This is a genomic window from Bombella apis (assembly GCF_018221685.1).
In the GTDB taxonomy this organism is placed as follows: domain Bacteria; phylum Pseudomonadota; class Alphaproteobacteria; order Acetobacterales; family Acetobacteraceae; genus Bombella; species Bombella apis.
Genome location: NZ_JAGJTM010000002.1, coordinates 2,501 through 20,177 on the forward strand (window position 1 = coordinate 2,501; position 17,677 = coordinate 20,177).

The window sequence follows — 17,677 nt, forward strand, 5'->3', positions numbered from 1 at the left end:
TTCGAGAGAACAAGCAGAACAGTCTGGAAAGTCTGACCATAGTGGGTGATAGTCCCTTATGCGTAATGTCTCCTGAAGGCCTTGAGTAGGGCGGGGCACGTGAAACCCTGTCTGAACATGGGAGGACCACCTTCCAAGCCTAAATACTCTCTGGTGACCGATAGTGAACCAGTACCGTGAGGGAAAGGTGAAAAGCACCCCGATAAGGGGAGTGAAAGAGACCTGAAACCAGGTGCCTACAAGCAGTCGGAGCCTCTTATGGGGTGACGGCGTACCTTTTGTATAATGGGTCAGCGAGTTTCTGTCCGTAGCAAGCTTAAGCCGGTAGGTGTAGGCGTAGCGAAAGCGAGTCTGAACAGGGCGACTGAGTTACTGGTAGAAGACCCGAAACCGAGTGATCTAGCCATGGCCAGGCTGAAGGTGCGGTAACACGCACTGGAGGGCCGAACCCACGCCTGTTGAAAAAGTCGGGGATGAGCTGTGGCTAGGGGTGAAAGGCCAATCAAACTCGGAGATAGCTGGTTCTCCGCGAAATCTATTGAGGTAGATCGTCGTGTATTGCCCTCGGGGGTAGAGCACTGGATGGGCTAGGGGGGCCCAAAGCCTTACCACACCTAACCAAACTCCGAATACCGAGGAGTATGAGCACGGCAGACAGACAGTGGGTGCTAAGGTCCATTGTCGAGAGGGAAACAGCCCAGACCACCAGCTAAGGCCCCTAAATCGTGGCTAAGTGGGAAAGGATGTGGGGATTCCAAAACAACCAGGAGGTTGGCTTAGAAGCAGCCATCCTTTAAAGAAAGCGTAATAGCTCACTGGTCTAATAGAAACCCTGCGCCGAAAATGTAACGGGGCTCAAGCCACGTGCCGAAGCTGTGGGTGCATAGTTTACTATGCGCGGTAGCGGAGCGTTCTGTAAGCCTGCGAAGGAGACGGGGTGACCCTCTCTGGAGGTATCAGAAGTGCGAATGCTGACATGAGTAGCGACAAACAGTGCGAGAAACACTGTCGCCGAAAGTCCAAGGGTTCCTGCGCAAGGTTAATCCACGCAGGGTGAGCCGGCCCCTAAGGCGAGGGCGAAAGCCGTAGTCGATGGGAATCAGGTTAATAGTCCTGAGCCTGCCAGAAGTGACGAACGAGATATGTTGTCAGCTCTTATCGGATTGAGCTGGCTTTTGGACCGTTCCAGGAAATAGCTCTGGCATATAGACCGTACCCGAAACCGACACAGGTGGACTGGTAGAGTATACCAAGGCGCTTGAGAGAACGATGCTGAAGGAACTAGGCAAATTGCTCGTGTAACTTCGGAAGAAACGAGACCCGTTGGTGGGCAACCATCGGCGGGTGGCACAGACCAGGGGGTAGCGACTGTTTAGTAAAAACACAGGACTCTGCGAAATCGAAAGATGACGTATAGGGTCTGACGCCTGCCCGGTGCCGGAAGGTTAAGAGGAGATGTGCAAGCGTCGAATCGAAGCCCCGGTAAACGGCGGCCGTAACTATAACGGTCCTAAGGTAGCGAAATTCCTTGTCGGGTAAGTTCCGACCTGCACGAATGGCGTAACGACTTCCCCGCTGTCTCCAGCATCGGCTCAGCGAAATTGAACTCCCCGTGAAGATGCGGGGTACCCGCGGTCAGACGGAAAGACCCTATGAACCTTTACTGCAGCTTTACAGTGGTATCAGGAAAGTTTTGTGTAGGATAGGTGGGAGGCTTTGAAACCAGGGCGCCAGCTCAGGTGGAGCCATCCTTGAAATACCACCCTGAACTTTTCTGATATCTAACCGAGACCAGTCAGCCTGGTCCGGGACCCTGTATGGTGGGCAGTTTGACTGGGGCGGTCGCCTCCCAAAGAATAACGGAGGCGCGCGATGGTGGGCTCAGGCCGGTCGGAAACCGGCTGTCGAGTGCAATGGCATAAGCCCGCCTGACTGCGAGAGTGACAGCTCGAGCAGAGACGAAAGTCGGCCATAGTGATCCGGTGGTCCCGCGTGGATGGGCCATCGCTCAACGGATAAAAGGTACTCTAGGGATAACAGGCTGATCTCCCCCAAGAGTCCACATCGACGGGGAGGTTTGGCACCTCGATGTCGGCTCATCACATCCTGGGGCTGGAGCAGGTCCCAAGGGTTCGGCTGTTCGCCGATTAAAGTGGTACGTGAGCTGGGTTTAGAACGTCGTGAGACAGTTCGGTCCCTATCTGCCGTGGGTGTAAGAGACTTGAGAGGATTTGTCCCTAGTACGAGAGGACCGGGATGAACGAACCTCTGGTGCACCGGTTGTCGCGCCAGCGGCACAGCCGGGTAGCTAAGTTCGGAATGGATAACCGCTGAAAGCATCTAAGCGGGAAACCAGCCTCAAAACTAGGTCTCACAGGGCCGTCCAAGACCAGGACGTCGATAGGTCAGGTGTGAAAGCATGGCAACATGTGTAGCTGACTGATCCTAATCGCCCATATCTCTCACACACCAGAACACATGCACAGTAGTCAGTCACACTCCAGAAAACACCAACCAAAACACCCCCAAACACCCACATGGGTGAGCGGGAAGACCTGGTGGCCATGGCGGAGGATCCATACCCGATCCCATCCCGAACTCGGCCGTTAAAGCCTCCAGCGCCTATGATACTGCTCCTTAAGGAGCGGAAAAGTCGGTCGCCGCCAGGTCCCCTCGCTCACCCACCCCCATAAAAACCACCCACCAACGCGGGGTGGAGCAGCCCGGTAGCTCGTCAGGCTCATAACCTGAAGGTCGTAGGTTCAAATCCTACCCCCGCATCCATACCCACAAAATCAGAAATAACCAGATAGCCATGGTCCTCCCGTGGGTCCACACGTTCCCCAACCATCTGTCACGAATAAAGGGAACAGACTCCACGAGGGGATATGACCATCCTCATGTGAGAATCGATATCTTGTGTGCTGTGAATGCAAAGAACCACAGCATCTTGTGTTTCTGAAACCTGATTCTCTGGCTTATAGAAAACTTTAATAACGTCAATAACTGGCTGTTTTTGTAGCTCTTTACGTATTTTTGCCGGGAGAGAGGGGATTCAGGTCGCATCTTTCTGTTGAAAGTGAGAAGAGTTCTCATCTAACGTTATTCATGAAGCAACTCGCAGAGAGAGGGAGAGGCCTCATGAACATCATTCAGATTGCCGAACGGCGTGACACCATCCATGACGCTTCCATGAAGACACTGGCGCGGGAGGAGCAGACGGCCCTGTGGGCCCTGCGGTATCTGCTGGGGCCGAGCTGCTGGCGGCGCTCCATGTCTCTGTCTGGGCTCCTGGGGCAGGAGGCAGAGCGCCTTCAGGAGCGGTTCAAGGCGCTTTTTCTTCATGCTGTCTGTGCAACCGCAGCCTTGGAATATTCGGCCACGGAGGAACATCTTCTGAACATTCTGTCAGATATGCAGAATGCCCCGGAGGAGCAGACTCTACATTCTGAGCTGGGCGAAGCGCTGATGCATCTTGGGCAGGCTCTGGCTGCTTATGGGTACTGGCTCCCCGTGCGCAAGAGGATGCAGTCTGTGGCCGAGAGGATGCCAATGCCGGCCTTGGCTCAGGATAACTATCCGGAAATGCTGGAAGCAGCGGAATAAGCAGTTTTCGGAACGATGCCGTGGGCTCCGTGCTTATTCTGTCTTGAAACCATGAGTATGGCAGTGTTTTTATACGGGTTTCTCGTTACAGACAGCCGGAGCCGATGTTGGAAGTACAGTCTATCACTTTCCCTGAGGGGATGACCCTTCAGTGTGGGGAGAAGATCGCTCCGCTGGATATTGCCTATCAGACATATGGTGAGCTTTCTCCCACAAGGGATAATGCCATCGTCATATGTCATGCTTTTACCGGCGACCAGTATGTGGCCAGCCCGCATCCCGTTACGGGGAAGCCGGGCTGGTGGTCCCGTATGGTCGGTCCCGGTTTGCCTATCGATACGGACCGTTTCTTTGTCATCTGTGCCAACGTGCTGGGTGGCTGTATGGGGACCACCGGCCCCACAACGGTACGGGCCGGGACAGAGCGGCCATGGGGGAAGGATTTTCCTCCAATCACCATGCACGATATTGTGGCCGCTCAGGTAAAGCTGGTGGACCATTTTGGCATTGACAGGCTTTTTGCTGTCATTGGTGGCTCCATGGGTGGGATGCAGACATTGACATGGGCCACGGATTATCCAGATCGTGTCTTTGCTGCCATGCCGATTGCAACATCGCCGTTTCAGTCAGCCCAGAACATTGCGTTCAACGAGGTCAGTCGTCAGGCCATTTATGGTGATCCGGACTGGCACGAGGGGGATTATCAGGCCCATGGCGTCATCCCGGCCCGTGGTCTGGCCGTGGCCAGAATGGTTGGCCATATCACCTATCTTTCGGAAGAAGCCCTGACCAGGAAGTTCGGGCGGGAAATCCGTCCCGGCACCATGCCGGCCCCCCATGATCCACTGGCTGCCCTCCCTTTTGGGGGCATGTTCCAGGTGGAAAGTTACCTGCGCTACCAAGGGTCCAACTTTACGCGCCGCTTTGATGCTCATTCGTATCTGAGTATTTCGAGGGCCATGGATTTTTTCGATCTGGGCAGCGAGCATGGAGGCAGTCTTTCGGAGGCGTTCCGAGGCGTGAAAACCCGTTTCTGTGTTGTGTCTTTCAGTTCTGACTGGCTGTTTCCGACATCCCGTTCCCGGACACTGGTTCGGGCCATCACCCAGGCAGGAGGGCATGTGTCTTTCGTAGAAATAGACAGTGACCGGGGGCATGATGCGTTTCTTCTGGAAGAGCCGGATTTTGACAGAACGGTTCGTGGGTTTCTAAATGGAATGGCCCGTCAGGCCGGTCTGGCTGAGGGAGACCATCATCATGCGCTTTGATCAGGAGTTGATTGCCGCCATGGTGGCCCCCCATAGCCGGGTGCTGGATATCGGGTGTGGCGACGGAAGCCTGATTGGCCACCTGTCCAGGGAGAAGAATTGCGACGCCCAAGGGCTGGAGCTGGACATGAAAGCGGTCACGCAGTCGGTAGCCCATGGTCTGCCCGTCATGCATGGTGATGCCGATGTGGTGCTGGCTGATTATCCTGATGGAACGTTTGATTACGTCGTTCTGCAAAGGACGCTTCAGGCAGTGGACTGTCCACGGGATGTCCTGAGGCACATGCTGAGGATAGGTCGGCTGGCGCTGGTCTCTTTTCCCAATTTTGGACATTGGCGGCTGCGCTGGCATCTGTTGCGGACGGGACGGATGCCGATGACATCCGTCTGGCCTACCCCTTGGTATGAAACGCCGAATATCCATCCCTGTACGATTTATGATTTCTTTGCATTGTGTGAGGAAGACGGGTACGAGGTCTGTCAGTGGATGGTCGTGAACGGAAACCGTCAGTCCCGTCTGGCAGGGTGTTCGCCCCATCTGGCCAATCTGTTCGGGGAGCAGGGACTGTTTCTTCTTCGCCGCAAGAGTGGACAGAAATAGAATTCACGGAGACGTTATAAGGCAGTTGGCAGGCCATAACGATCTGTTTTCATTGTTTTTTATGGAAACAGAGGTGGCCTGCCTTTTTTGCGAAATAAGGTCATAAAAAGACATCGTCTTTTTCCTCTTGTTATAAGACAAATAGAGTCCTATTTTTGGGCGAGACGAGCGGAACACCTCAGGAAAGAGGGGTTCAGGCGTTTATTTTATGCGGTGTTGCCAGATCAGAGTGCTGGAGTAACGCCGGTTTTGAGGAAGAATCATGAGCAGTTTCAAAGCGCTCGGTCTGGCGGCCCCGATTTTGCAGGCGCTGGACGGAGAGGGCTACACCACGCCAACCCCCATTCAGGCTGGGGCAATTCCCCATCTCATGGAGGGACGGGATCTTCTCGGTCTGGCGCAGACAGGAACGGGCAAAACAGCTGCATTTGCTCTGCCCATCCTCCATTATCTTCTGGAACATCCCCACAAGGCGGCCCCCCGTAGTGCGCGTGTTCTGGTGCTGGCCCCGACGCGGGAGCTTGTGGCGCAGATTGCCGACAATTTTGCCGCCTATGCCCGGCACATGAAATTCTCCCATGCGGTGATCTTCGGTGGCGTGGGGCAGAACCGGCAGGTGGAAGCCATGAAGCGTGGCGTTGATGTCATGGTGGCGGCCCCCGGCCGTCTGCTGGACCTCGTCGGGCAGGGGCATATCGATCTTTCCACGCTGGAGATTGTCGTGCTGGATGAGGCAGACCGCATGCTGGACATGGGGTTTGTTCATGACATCCGTCGCATTGTGGCCCGTCTCCCGGAGAAGCGACAGACATTGCTGTTCTCGGCGACCATGCCGCCATCCATCCGTGAGCTGGCCCATTCCCTGCTGAATGACCCTGAAACTGTTCAGGTCACGCCGGAATCCAGTACGGTGGATCGCATCCGGCAGGCTGTCCTGTTCGTGGATTCCACAGCGAAGAAAGAAGCCTTGATGATGCTGGTCAATAATGACCGTGTCGTGCGGGCCGTTGTTTTTACGCTGATGAAGCATGAAGCCAACAAGGTGGCGGAATATCTCAGCAAGAATGGGATCCCGGCAGCCGCCATTCATGGGAACAAGTCGCAGGGGGCCCGGGAGCGTGCCATGCAGGGCTTCCGCGATGGCAGTGTCCGCGTGCTGGTCGCTACGGACATTGCCGCCCGTGGCATTGATGTGGATGAGGTCTCTCACGTCTTCAATTATGACCTGCCAAATGTGCCGGAAGCCTACGTCCACCGTATCGGTCGGACGGCCCGTGCTGGTCGGGATGGCTGGGCCGTGTCCCTTTGTGATGCCGAACAGCGTGCCTGGTTGCGGGATATTGAGAAGCGTATCGGCAAGAACGTGCCGGTGATTACGGATCACCCATACCATTCCACAGAGGCCCAGAACTCGACCCTGCCACCGCCTGTGCTGGGTGGTGGACGTGGCGGCCGGGGAGGGCGTGGCGGTAGCGGCGGTGGACGTGGTCGTTCCTCACGGCCGCAGACGTCCTCCCGCCCTGCTGCTGGTGGGCGGGCAGCCCCCGGAGCCAGAAGGCGGCGTTCCTCCTGATTCTTCTGTCAGTCATGTTCCAGATGAGAAACAGCCCCGTGTCATGCGGGGCTGTTTCTGTATGGAGTGCAGGATAAAGTGCAGGGCAGATTCGTCAGTCCGGCAGAAGGAGACGTCATGATGGTTGAAAAAACAGGAAAGCCGGTTGATCTGGTCTGGGGCCATGGAGCCCGGAAGATTGAGGTCTTTCTGGAACCAACCTGTCCTTTCTGTGTGCGTGCTTCCAGAAAGCTCATGCCGCTTCTGGAGCATGTGGGGGAGGACAGGCTGACGCTTCAGGTGCATCTTCATTCCCAGCCGTGGCATCTGTTTTCGGGTATTCTGGTCCGGTGCATTCTTGCTGCGGCGACCCTGCCTGATGGCCGGGATACGGCCTGGCAGACAGTGCGGACGATCGGTGATCACAGGGAAGAGTTCGAGTTTTCCCATCATTGTGAAGGGCCGAACATGCAGACCACGCCCGACGATCTGATCAGCCGGCTTGAGGGTCATACCCGTCTCAATCTGGCGGCGCCTTTTCGCCTTCCCGGCGTGACGGATGCCATGAAAGCCCATGCCCGCTACGCACGGCAGCACGGCATTCATGTTTCACCAACTGTCATGCTGGATGGAAAGGTGGATGACCGTTTTCAGAGCGGGCAGTCCGTCGAGGAATGGGTGGCCCTTCTGAAGTGAGATGGGGCTGCCGGAGGCTGTATGGTCATTACGCAGTCTTCATGGGGCAGCAACATGGGCCACATGCGGCGTAGTGTAATGACGGGGAACGGGTGATCTGTTCAGGGAGACATGGAATGAAACGTGTGGGTATTTTGCTGGTCATGGGATGGCTGGGGGTTGTTGGCCCGGTGAGTTCTGCCGGGGCGCAGATGTTTTCCGGCCATGTGCAGCAGATCAGTGATGTGCGGGACCGGAACGGGTCTTACGTGGGGAGCATCGACGGGGACGGTACACTGCGGGACCGTAATGGTTCTTCCATTGGCAGCCTTGAGCAGGATGGCCTCATCCGTGACCGGAACGGTGCGTCTTTCGGCAGTCTGGATGATGATGGAACCGTGCGGGACCGGAACGGCTCGTCTGTCGGCAGTCTGGATGATGATGGAACCGTGCGGGACCGGAACGGGTCTTACGTGGGGAGTATCGACAGGGACGGTACCCTGCGTGACCGTAATGGTTCGTCCGTTGGCAGTATTGATAAGGATCGTCTGGGGGAACAGCTCTCCAGGGAAGACCGGACGACGGGTGCTCTGATCCTGCTGCACCGTCTGCCCCGGTAAGCCGTGTCACACCATCAGCAGGCCAGCCCTGCATGAAGTGCACTTGTTGTCCGGTTGGCAAACTTTCACCGTGAAGACGGGGCGGTGACGCCCCTCTCCAACAGGGGATAACAGACCCTGTCCCGGCAGGGTCTTCATAATGAAAGGCTGGAAACATGCCGACAACAGCATCTCATGAGCACAAGGCACCTCATGCCAGCAGCTCTCTGCATGAGCTGGCCCGCAAGGCCATCCATACACCGAAGCTGCTGACAAAGGATGAGATCATCCGACTGGCAGATCATGTTCTGAAGAGTGGTGAGCACGCCACGGACGCAGAACGTGACATCGCCCGGAAGGCTCACCACAATCCCGAAGGGCTGGAAGCCTCCCACATCACGGCTCTGGGCAGACGGGCCGAACACGATCACCGGGGCTGACTGGTTCCATACGTGAAGACTGTCACGGGCCTGCCATTCCCTGAGGGAGGGCAGGCTTTTTTTGATGCTTTCAAGGGGCAGTCGAGGCCCCCGGCTGAGCCCCCGTAGTGCCTGCCTGACCGGCCTCAAAGAGGAGGTCAGCACGAAAGACACGCCCCAACGGACCGGTTTCCATCAGGCGTTGAAAGATGATCTTGTGAGAAGTCTGCCTTATGGCGGATGGGGTGGGATTCGAACCCACGGTACGCTTCCACGCACGCTGGTTTTCAAGACCAGTTCCTTAAACCGCTCGGACACCCATCCGTTCTGCCTTCCCATGGAGAAGGCAGGCACGGCCCCTGATACTGATTCACCCGTTGGGCGTCAAGCTGTGAAGCTGCGCCCGTTTCAAAAGGATGGGGCCAGACATTACTCTCCATCTTCTCTCAGTGTTGCGAATTTCGCTTTCATGGTCGCATTCCCCCGTGTGAGCCGCTTGATCGTGACGTCCTGCGCCTTGTCGTTGGCCAGACGCAGGTTGTTGTCTGACTTCAGGAGATTGTCCTTGATCTTCTGAAGATGGGAGATGGATTTGTCTATCTCTTCAACGGCTGTGTTGAACTGTTTGTGTGCGAGGTCATAGTTGCGGGCGAAGCCGGTCTTGAACGTCTCCAGCTTCTCCTCAAAGTTGGTCACGTCGATATTCTGCTGGCGTGTCAGTTCCAGCTCCCGCTTGTAGGTCAGCGCATTGGTGGAGGCATTGCGGAGCAGGGAGATGATCTGAAGGAAGAACTGCGGGCGGATGACGTACATCTTCGGGTAGCGGTGGGACACGTCCACGATGCCCGTATTGTACAGTTCGCTCTCGGGTTCCAGCAGGGAGACAAGCACGGCATATTCGCATTTCTTCTCCGTGCGGTCCTTGTCCAGTTCTTTCAGGAAGTCTTCATTCTTCTTTTTGGTGGCGGTGCTGTCAGCCTCGTTCTTCATCTCGAACATGATGGAGATGATTTCCGTTCCGCCTTCATCCGCATCCCGGAAGATGTAGTCCCCCTTGCTGCCGGAGCGGGCGTCATTGTCCTTCTCGAAATAGGCCCGCGGGAAAGCCATCGCCCGTGCCCGGTTGAACTCCACCTCGCAATGCTGCTCCAGTGTTTCACCAACCATCTTGGTGGAGAGGCGGGCCTTCATGTCTTTCAGCCGTTCGATGTGCTCATTACGGTCCTTCAGCTGAAGTTCGTAATGCTCCTTCAGCCGGGAGGTGGCGAGAGTATTTTTCAGCTCCGCCTCTTTCAGCGTGTTTTGCAGGGTGTCCCGCTCCTTCTGGACAGCCTCAACCGCTTTGGTGACGGCCAGTTCCTTTTCCGCCGTACCGGCCGCCAGCCGGGCCTGAAGCTGATGGATCTCCGTCTCCTTGGCCTGCATGGCTTCCTGTAGCTGGGCTTTCCTTTCAGCGTCGGCGAGGCGGGCGGCGGCCTGCCGGTCCGCCTCGTGCCGCTCGACCTGACTTTTCAGGGCCTGTATTTCAGCGTCACGGGCATGGAGGGCCTGATGCATTTCCTGCTCATGGGCAAATTTTGCCCGTTCTGCGGCAAGCTGCTCTTCCCGTGCCGCCGCTTCCAGTTTTTCCTGTACCTGCCGGGCAAACTCCTTGTCCCGTACCTGTTTGACGATGTCGGCATAGCCTGCATTGTCGAGTGAAAATGATTTATGGCAGTGGGGGCAGGTGATGTCGTGTGTGGCCATGATGGAAACTCTTTCAGGATTGTGGAAGGTAGTTGGGAGACAGTTTTCTGATAGTTGGAGAGAAGGGAAGCAGGCCGGCTCATTACGGAGTGGCCTTGCTTGATCCCCGCAAGGGCGGGGAACACATTTTTAATGGAACCAATAAGGTGATCGGCTATCGGTTCATCCCCGCAAGGGCGAGGATTGGATTGTTTGTAATCTAATTTTGCTGGATGACAAGAGATTCTTTATAAATTGATCAGCTATCTTGTTATTTTATGGATAAAAGGAGGCAGGTGGAAACGGCGGGGTAAAAAAGTGAGCTGAGGGCAGTTATCCTGCCTTCTGCCGAGACGGGAAAAGCTTGACGGAACTCCAGAGAGGCCGTAAAGGCGTAGGAAGTTTACGGACACGTCACTCCGCGAGGGTTCGCGCAGTGGCGCGTTTGTCATGGAATTAAGGATAGCCCGTGTTCGAGCAGCTCTCTGGCAGAATGTCGAAAGTTTTCGAAGGTCTTTCCCGCGGGGAGAGGCTTTCGGAGGGTGACGTCACCGAGGCCATGCGCGAGGTCCGTCTGGCCATGCTGGAGGCCGACGTGGCCCTGCCGGTGGTGCGTAGCTTCGTCAGCAAGGTGAAGGAACGTGCTGTCGGCGGTGAGGTGCTGGATGGCGTCTCGCCCGGTCAGGCCGTGGCGAAGATCGTCAATGATGCGCTGATCGAGGCTCTGGGTGGTGCTGGTGCGGTGCCGTTGAACCTGTCGGCTCCGGCTCCAATTCCTTATCTTCTGGTCGGCCTTCAGGGGGCGGGCAAGACCACGACTGCCGGCAAGCTGGCCCTCCGTCTCGCCAGCCGTGAGCGGAAGAAGGTGCTGCTCGCCAGTCTGGACGTGCAGCGTCCGGCGGCCCAGCTCCAGCTCCAGCAGATCGCCGAGCAGGTGGGCGGACGCACGGATGGGCTGGTCACCTCCCTGCCGATCGAACAGGGGCAGGGGCCTGTCGAGATCGCCCGCCGTGCGCTGGATGCAGGGCGCCGTGAAGGCTTCGACATCGTCATTCTCGACACCGCAGGGCGTCTGGCCATTGACGAGGCCCTGATGGATGAGGTCCGTCAGGTCCGTGACGTGGCGAAGCCTGTGGAGACGCTGCTGGTCGTCGATGCCATGACCGGGCAGGACGCCGTCAATACCGCACAGTCCTTCAAGGACCAGATCGGCCTGACCGGTGTCATCATGAGCCGCATGGATGGTGATGCCCGTGGTGGTGCCGCCCTCTCCATGAAGGCCGTGACAGGAGAGCCCATCAAGTTCACCGGGTCCGGTGAGAAGATGGAGGCTCTCGAAGAGTTTCATCCCGAGCGTGTTGCCGGGCGCATTCTGGGGCTGGGCGATGTCGCCGGGCTGGTGGAAAAGGCGTCCGAGCAGCTCGATCAGGAAGAAGGTGAGCGTGTTGCCAAGCGGATGCTCGCCGGCAAGTTTGATCTGAATGACTATGTCTCGCAGATCAATCAGATCAATCGCCTTGGCTCCATTTCCGGCATTCTTGGTATGCTGCCGGGCATGGGCAAGCTGAAGGATAAGCTGGCGGGGAAGGATCTGGACACGTCCATCTTCAACCGTCACAAGGCGATCATTTCCTCCATGACAGCGCAGGAGCGCAGCGCACCGGAGATCATCAAGGCGTCACGCAAGAAGCGTATCGCCCTTGGGTCTGGCACGAGCGTTCCGGAGGTCAACCGGCTGCTCAAGCAGTTCAGTGAGATGTCCACCATGATGAAGCGGCTCAACAAGATGGGCGGCCTGTCTGGTCTGATGCGTGGCATGGGGGGGGCCGGTGGTCTGGGCGATATGTTCAAGGGGATGGGAGGTCCGGGAGGCCGTCCACCTTTTGGCTGAGTGTCCTCTTGGCTGTCTGTCTTTTTGTAATGTTCTGATGATGCAGGAGTTGTTATGAGCCTGAAGATCCGTCTGTCCCGCGCAGGTGCGAAGAAGCGTCCGTATTACCACATCGTGGTTGCCGACAGCCGCAGCCCGCGCGATGGCCGTTTTGTTGAGAAGGTGGGTGCCTACAACCCGATGCTGCCGTCCGACCACGCCGACCGCGTGCGCCTGAATGACGAGCGCATCAAGCACTGGCTGGAGCAGGGTGCCCAGGCAACCGACCGTGTGGCCCGTTTCCTCGGCCATGCCGGTCTGGCACCGAAGCCGGCCTTCCGTGAGCAGCCCAAGAAGTCCGCTCCGAAGAAGAAGGCCCAGGAGCGTGCTGCCAAGGCTGCTGAAGCCGCCAAGGCAGCCGAGGCCTGATCAGGCCTGAGCGGGAGATTTCTTCTTGTCACACCGTCCTTCACATCAGGATGTTCTGGTCGCCACGATAGGGCGTCCGCATGGCGTGCGGGGGCTCGTGCGCCTGCACCCGGCAACGGAGCATCCCGAGACGCTCGAGGAACTCGGGCCTCTTCATGATGAGACGGGCAGCGTGTGGCAGATACGCTGGAAGGCACCGGGCATTGCTGCCGTCCTGGGACAGGACGGACAGCCCCTGCCGGACCGGACGGCGGCAGAAAAGCTGGTGAACCGTAAGCTCTATGTTGCCCGTGAGGCTCTGCCGGAGGTGGAAGAGGACGAGTTCTATCATATCGACCTGATCGGTATGGAAGCCGTTCTTGCTTCCGGGGAGACCGTGGGGCGTGTTGTCAGTGTCCATGACTATGGGGCTGGCACCAGTCTGGAGCTGGAAGCGGGGCAGCTGATTCCTTTCACCATGGCCTGCGTGCCGGAGGTGGACATGAAGGCGAAACGCCTCGTGGTCGTCCCGCCGGAAGCCGTGGAAGTGGAAGGGGATCTGGCTGGTGAGGTGGAAGTCCGCTCATGACATGGCAGGCTGACATCCTGACCCTCTTCCCGGAGATGTTCCCCGGTCCGCTGGGCTGCTCCCTTGCAGGGCGTGCCCTGGAGCGGAACCTGTGGGCCTGTAGAACGCATGACCTCCGTCCGTTCGGGCGGGGTGTGCACAAGGCCCTGGATGATGCGCCATTTGGCGGGGGCGCAGGGATGGTCATGCGGCCGGACGTGCTGGATGACGCCCTGACCAGCGTGAGGCAGACAGATGATGGCCGCTCGGTGATCTATCCGACACCACGGGGCCATCGTCTGGGACAGAAGGACATTGCACGGTACGTTCAGGGAGAGGGCGTCGTCATTCTCTGTGGACGGTTTGAGGGGGTTGATGAGCGGGTGCTGGAGAAACATGCGGTCGAACAGGTCTGCATGGGGGATTTTGTCCTCTCCGGGGGAGAAATACCGGCACTGGCACTCCTTGATGGCTGTGTGAGACTTCTGCCGGGTGTGATGGGGTCAGCCCTGAGCGGGGAGGAGGAAAGCTTCTCTGCCGGACTGCTGGAATACCCCCAGTACACGCGGCCTGCCACATGGGAGGGGAGGGATGTCCCGCCCGTCCTGCTTTCTGGCAATCATGGGGAGATCGCCCGCTGGCGAGATGAGAAATCCATCGCTGTGACCCGTACACGTCGCCCGGACCTCTGGGCCATGTACGAACAGCAGCAACAGAGTTGAGTTTTTTTCGGGAGTTTGAAGCATGAACATCATTCAGCAGTACGAGGCGCGCGAAATGGAGCGTCTTTCCGCCATTCGCAGCGTTCCTGAATTCGCCGCCGGTGATACCGTGCGTGTTGGCGTGCGCGTTGTTGAAGGTACACGCGAACGTGTACAGGTCTTCGAGGGTGTGGTGATTGCCCGCTCAAACCGTGGTCTGGGCAGCAGCTTCACGGTGCGCAAGGTCTCCAACGGTGAGGGTGTGGAGCGTGTTTTCCCGCTTTTCTCCCCGACGATTGCTGATATTACGGTTGTTCGCCGTGGTAAGGTCCGTCGTGCGAAGCTATACTACCTCCGTGGCCGCTCCGGTAAGTCCGCCCGTATTGCCGAGCGTCCGCGTGATGTCAAAAAGGAGGGCTGATTTTCAGCTCTCATAAGGAGATGAGAGAGAATGCAGAATCCGGTTACCCCTAGAACTTTGTATGACAAGATCTGGGACGATCATGTGGTGAAAGCCCTTGAGGACGGAACGAGCCTTCTCTACATCGACCGCCACCTCCTCCATGAGGTGACCAGCCCGCAGGCCTTCGAGAGTCTGCGGGCCGCAGGGCGCCCGGTGCGGCGTCCTGATGCCACGATGGCCGTGGCAGACCACAACGTCCCGACCTCCGACCGCTCCCAGCCGGTGGAAGACCCGCAGAGCCGCCTCCAGATCGAAACGCTGGAAGCGAACGTCAAGGAGTTCGGCGTTCCCTATTTCCCATTGCGGTCCCGCCAGCAGGGCATCGTGCATGTTGTCGGACCGGAGCAGGGCGTCTCCCTGCCGGGCATGACGATCGTCTGTGGAGACAGTCATACTTCCACGCATGGGGCCTTTGGCTCGCTGGCGTTCGGCATTGGCACGTCCGAGGTGGAACATGTCCTGGCCACCCAGACCCTGCTCCAGAAGCGCAGCAAGAACATGCGCGTGCGAGTCGAGGGTGAGATTGCTCCCGGCGTGACAGCCAAGGACATCATGCTCAGCATCATCGGCCGTATCGGTACGGCAGGCGGCACCGGTCATGTGATCGAGTTTGCCGGCTCGGCCATTCGCAAGCTGGACATGGCCGGACGCATGACGCTCTGCAACATGTCCATCGAGGCTGGTGCCCGTGCCGGTATGGTGGCCCCGGATGAGACGACGTTTGAGTATGTCAGGGGGCGTCCTTTTGCGCCGCAGGGTGAGGCTTTCGAGCAGGCCGTGGCGTACTGGAAGACCCTCGCCACGGATGAAGGTGCCCACTTTGATGAGGAAGTGGTGCTGGATGCTGCCGAGATCAGCCCGTCCGTCACATGGGGCACCAGCCCCGAGGATGTCCTGCCCATTACCGGCACCGTGCCTCGTCCCGAAGATTTTGCCGATCCGGCCAAGGCCGAGCGCATCCGCCGCACACTGGCCTATATGGGGCTGGAAGCGGGTCAGAAGATTGCCGGTACGCCGGTGGATGTCGTTTTCATCGGGTCCTGCACGAACAGCCGCATTGAGGACCTCCGGGCTGCTGCGGCCGTGCTGAAAGGCCGCAAGGTGGCAGACGGCGTACGGGCCATGGTCGTGCCGGGTTCCGGTCTGGTCCGTCATGCGGCGGAGCAGGAAGGGCTGGACAGGATTTTCCGTGATGCCGGTTTTGAATGGCGTGAGGCGGGCTGCTCCATGTGTCTGGGCATGAATCCCGACAGGTTGAGTGCCGGGCAGCGTTCTGCTTCCACTTCCAACCGTAATTTTGAGGGGCGTCAGGGGCCTGATGGCCGCACCCATCTCTGTTCTCCGACAATGGCTGCTGCGGCTGCCGTGACGGGGACACTGTGCGATGCACGGGACCTGCTGGAGCCGACAATGGCAGAAGGAGCCGCCTGATCATGGAAAAATTCACCCGTCTGACAAGCGTTGCTGCCGCCCTGCCACAGGAGAACGTGGATACGGACCAGATCATCCCGGCCCGTTTCCTCAAGACCATCCGCCGAACAGGCCTGGGCGAGCATCTTTTTGCAGGCCAGCGTTACGATGCTGATGGCCGGGAAAATCCGGACTTCGTGCTCAACAAGCCGGCCTATCGCAAGGCCGGCATCCTGATCACGCTGGATAATCTTGGCTGCGGGTCATCCCGTGAGCACGCCCCTTGGGCCTTGCTGGATTTCGGCATACGCTGCGTGATCGCTCCCAGCTTTGCGGACATTTTTTACAACAACTGTTTCAAGAACGGCATCCTCCCGATCCGTCTTCCCCGTGAGCAGTGTCTTGCCCTGATGGAGGATGCCAGCCACGGCGAGAATGCCCGCCTGACGGTTGATCTGGAAAAGCAGGAAATCCATCGCCCGGATGGTGAGGTCGTGTCTTTCGAGATGGACCCGTTCCGTCGCCAGGTTCTTCTGGAAGGGCTGGATGATGTGGCCCAGACACTGAAGAACCATGAGCAGGCCATCCGTGAGTTCGAGGCCCGTCCATCCCGTGCCTGGGTGCCGTCCACGAAACAGCCGGGTCGCCCGCAGAGTGTCATTGGTAGCAAGGGAGAGCAGGCATGAGCGCAAGACAGAAAATCCTGCTGCTGCCGGGTGATGGCATCGGCCCGGAGATCATGGAGCAGGCCGTCAGGATCATCGACTGGTTGAAGGCCGAACGTGGCCTCGATGTTGACCTGTCGGAAGACCTCGTCGGTGGGGCCTCATTGGCGAAGCATGATGTGCCCATCCGGGATGAGGTGATCGCCAAGGCCAAGGCTGCTGATGCCGTACTGTTCGGCTCTGTCGGTGATCCTGCGTGGAAGGACGTGCCGTTTGACCGTCGGCCGGAGGTGGCCATCCTGCGCCTCCGCAAGGAGCTGAACCTGTACGCCAACCTGCGTCCGGCCAAGCTGTTCGACCCGCTGCTTTCCGCCTCTGCGCTGAAGCCGGACGTTGTGCGTGGGCTGGACCTGATGATCGTGCGGGAGACGGTCGGTGGCGTCTATTTCGGGGAGCCTCGTGGAATCGAGACCCTGCCGGATGGCACGAAGCGTGGCGTGAATACGGAAGTCTATACGACCGCCGAGATCGAACGTGTGGCCCGTGTGGCTTTCGACCTCGCCCGTCTGCGCAGTGGCCGTGTCTGCTCCGTGGAGAAAGGCAACGTCATGGAGAGCGGCCTGCTCTGGCGTGAGGTGGTCACGGACCTGCACAAGCGTGAGTATTCCGATGTGACGCTGACGCACATGCTGGCGGATAACTGCGCCATGCAGCTCGTGCGTGATCCTCGCCAGTTTGACGTGATGGTCACGGGCAACCTCTTTGGCGATCTTCTGTCAGACCTCGCCTCCATGCTGACCGGGTCTCTGGGGATGCTGCCTTCTGCCACGCTGGGCACGCCGGAAGGGTCGGACAGGCAGGCCGCCCTGTATGAGCCGATTCATGGCAGTGCGCCAGATATTGCCGGGAAGGGCATTGCCAATCCGCTGGCGCAGATCCTGTCTCTGGCCATGATGCTGCGTTACTCGCTGGATCGTGGTGCGGATTCCGAGCTGATCGAGCAGGCCGTTTCCAACGTTCTGGCTTCCGGGCTGCGGACGGCGGACATCGCTGCTGCTGGTGAGAGCCGTGTTAGCACGGCGGAGATGGGAGAAGCCGTGCTGAAGGAACTTCAGAAACTCGCCTGATCTCCGGGTGATTGTGCTAT

16 protein-coding genes, 2 tRNA genes and 2 rRNA genes (1 of these 20 only partly in view) are annotated in these 17,677 nt (G+C 58.3%); 18 read left to right on the plus strand and 2 right to left on the minus strand.

The annotated features are described in order from the left end of the window. The 10 genes from J8Z04_RS01365 to J8Z04_RS01410 all read left to right on the plus strand — a co-directional run. A 23S ribosomal RNA gene (locus J8Z04_RS01365) occupies positions 1-2,469 on the plus strand; it begins 268 nt to the left of the window's first position. A gap of 85 nt (positions 2,470-2,554) precedes the next feature. After that, positions 2,555-2,669, plus strand: a 5S ribosomal RNA gene (gene rrf, locus J8Z04_RS01370). 38 nt (positions 2,670-2,707) lie between these two features. Continuing rightward, positions 2,708-2,784: transfer RNA gene (locus J8Z04_RS01375), tRNA-Met, on the plus strand. Between the two features lie 357 nt (positions 2,785-3,141). Further along, complete coding sequence (locus J8Z04_RS01380) at positions 3,142-3,606, plus strand: hypothetical protein (protein ID WP_043559754.1); 465 nt, start codon at positions 3,142-3,144, stop codon at positions 3,604-3,606. Positions 3,607-3,710: 104 nt separating this feature from the next. Then, positions 3,711-4,874, plus strand: a complete 1,164-nt coding sequence (metX, locus tag J8Z04_RS01385; RefSeq protein WP_192848317.1) for a homoserine O-acetyltransferase MetX — start codon at positions 3,711-3,713, stop codon at positions 4,872-4,874. Continuing rightward, positions 4,864-5,475, plus strand: a complete 612-nt coding sequence (metW, locus tag J8Z04_RS01390; protein WP_154980844.1) for a methionine biosynthesis protein MetW — start codon at positions 4,864-4,866, stop codon at positions 5,473-5,475. The genes metX and metW overlap by 11 nt, the downstream gene beginning before the upstream one ends. Positions 5,476-5,737: 262 nt before the next feature. Then, on the plus strand, positions 5,738-7,048 hold the full coding sequence (locus J8Z04_RS01395; protein WP_052349022.1) for a DEAD/DEAH box helicase: 1,311 nt from the start codon (positions 5,738-5,740) through the stop codon (positions 7,046-7,048). A gap of 117 nt (positions 7,049-7,165) precedes the next feature. Beyond that, positions 7,166-7,723 carry a DsbA family protein gene (locus tag J8Z04_RS01400; RefSeq protein ID WP_192848316.1) on the plus strand — a complete coding sequence of 186 codons (558 nt, stop codon included), beginning with the start codon at positions 7,166-7,168 and terminating at the stop codon, positions 7,721-7,723. Between the two features lie 116 nt (positions 7,724-7,839). Continuing rightward, a complete protein-coding gene (locus J8Z04_RS01405; protein ID WP_192848315.1) occupies positions 7,840-8,322 on the plus strand; it encodes a 5-fold beta-flower protein in 483 nt (160 codons plus the stop codon). A 155-nt stretch (positions 8,323-8,477) separates the two neighbouring features. Next, entirely contained in the window at positions 8,478-8,741 is a 264-nt protein-coding gene (locus tag J8Z04_RS01410; protein WP_043559760.1) for a hypothetical protein, read from the plus strand. Positions 8,742-8,954: 213 nt separating this feature from the next. Here the strand turns inward: J8Z04_RS01410 and J8Z04_RS01415 are convergent. Next, positions 8,955-9,044: transfer RNA gene (locus tag J8Z04_RS01415), tRNA-Ser, on the minus strand. 105 nt (positions 9,045-9,149) lie between these two features. Beyond that, positions 9,150-10,466: a DUF2130 domain-containing protein gene (locus tag J8Z04_RS01420; RefSeq protein ID WP_192848314.1), complete on the minus strand. Its 1,317-nt coding sequence runs from the start codon at positions 10,464-10,466 to the stop codon at positions 9,150-9,152. A 448-nt stretch (positions 10,467-10,914) separates the two neighbouring features. On the opposite strand from J8Z04_RS01420, the gene ffh reads away from it, so the two are divergent. Genes ffh through leuB form a run of 8 tightly spaced genes read left to right on the plus strand, consistent with a single transcriptional unit; the run spans position 10,915 to position 17,657 of the window. Next, on the plus strand, positions 10,915-12,336 hold the full coding sequence (gene ffh, locus J8Z04_RS01425; protein ID WP_192848313.1) for a signal recognition particle protein: 1,422 nt from the start codon (positions 10,915-10,917) through the stop codon (positions 12,334-12,336). 54 nt (positions 12,337-12,390) lie between these two features. Further along, positions 12,391-12,744, plus strand: coding sequence for a 30S ribosomal protein S16 (gene rpsP, locus J8Z04_RS01430; protein ID WP_043559767.1), 354 nt, complete (start codon positions 12,391-12,393; stop codon positions 12,742-12,744). A gap of 25 nt (positions 12,745-12,769) precedes the next feature. Beyond that, positions 12,770-13,312: a ribosome maturation factor RimM gene (gene rimM / locus J8Z04_RS01435; protein ID WP_043559769.1), complete on the plus strand. Its 543-nt coding sequence runs from the start codon at positions 12,770-12,772 to the stop codon at positions 13,310-13,312. After that, a complete protein-coding gene (gene trmD / locus J8Z04_RS01440; protein ID WP_192848312.1) occupies positions 13,309-14,013 on the plus strand; it encodes a tRNA (guanosine(37)-N1)-methyltransferase TrmD in 705 nt (234 codons plus the stop codon). The genes rimM and trmD overlap by 4 nt, the downstream gene beginning before the upstream one ends. A gap of 22 nt (positions 14,014-14,035) precedes the next feature. Beyond that, on the plus strand, positions 14,036-14,413 hold the full coding sequence (gene rplS / locus J8Z04_RS01445) for a 50S ribosomal protein L19 (RefSeq protein WP_043559775.1): 378 nt from the start codon (positions 14,036-14,038) through the stop codon (positions 14,411-14,413). Between the two features lie 30 nt (positions 14,414-14,443). After that, positions 14,444-15,886, plus strand: coding sequence for a 3-isopropylmalate dehydratase large subunit (gene leuC, locus J8Z04_RS01450; RefSeq protein ID WP_043559777.1), 1,443 nt, complete (start codon positions 14,444-14,446; stop codon positions 15,884-15,886). Between the two features lie 2 nt (positions 15,887-15,888). Then, positions 15,889-16,551, plus strand: coding sequence for a 3-isopropylmalate dehydratase small subunit (leuD, locus tag J8Z04_RS01455; RefSeq protein WP_043559780.1), 663 nt, complete (start codon positions 15,889-15,891; stop codon positions 16,549-16,551). Continuing rightward, complete coding sequence (leuB, locus tag J8Z04_RS01460; protein WP_043559783.1) at positions 16,548-17,657, plus strand: 3-isopropylmalate dehydrogenase; 1,110 nt, start codon at positions 16,548-16,550, stop codon at positions 17,655-17,657. The genes leuD and leuB overlap by 4 nt, the downstream gene beginning before the upstream one ends. Positions 17,658-17,677: the final 20 nt, after the last annotated feature.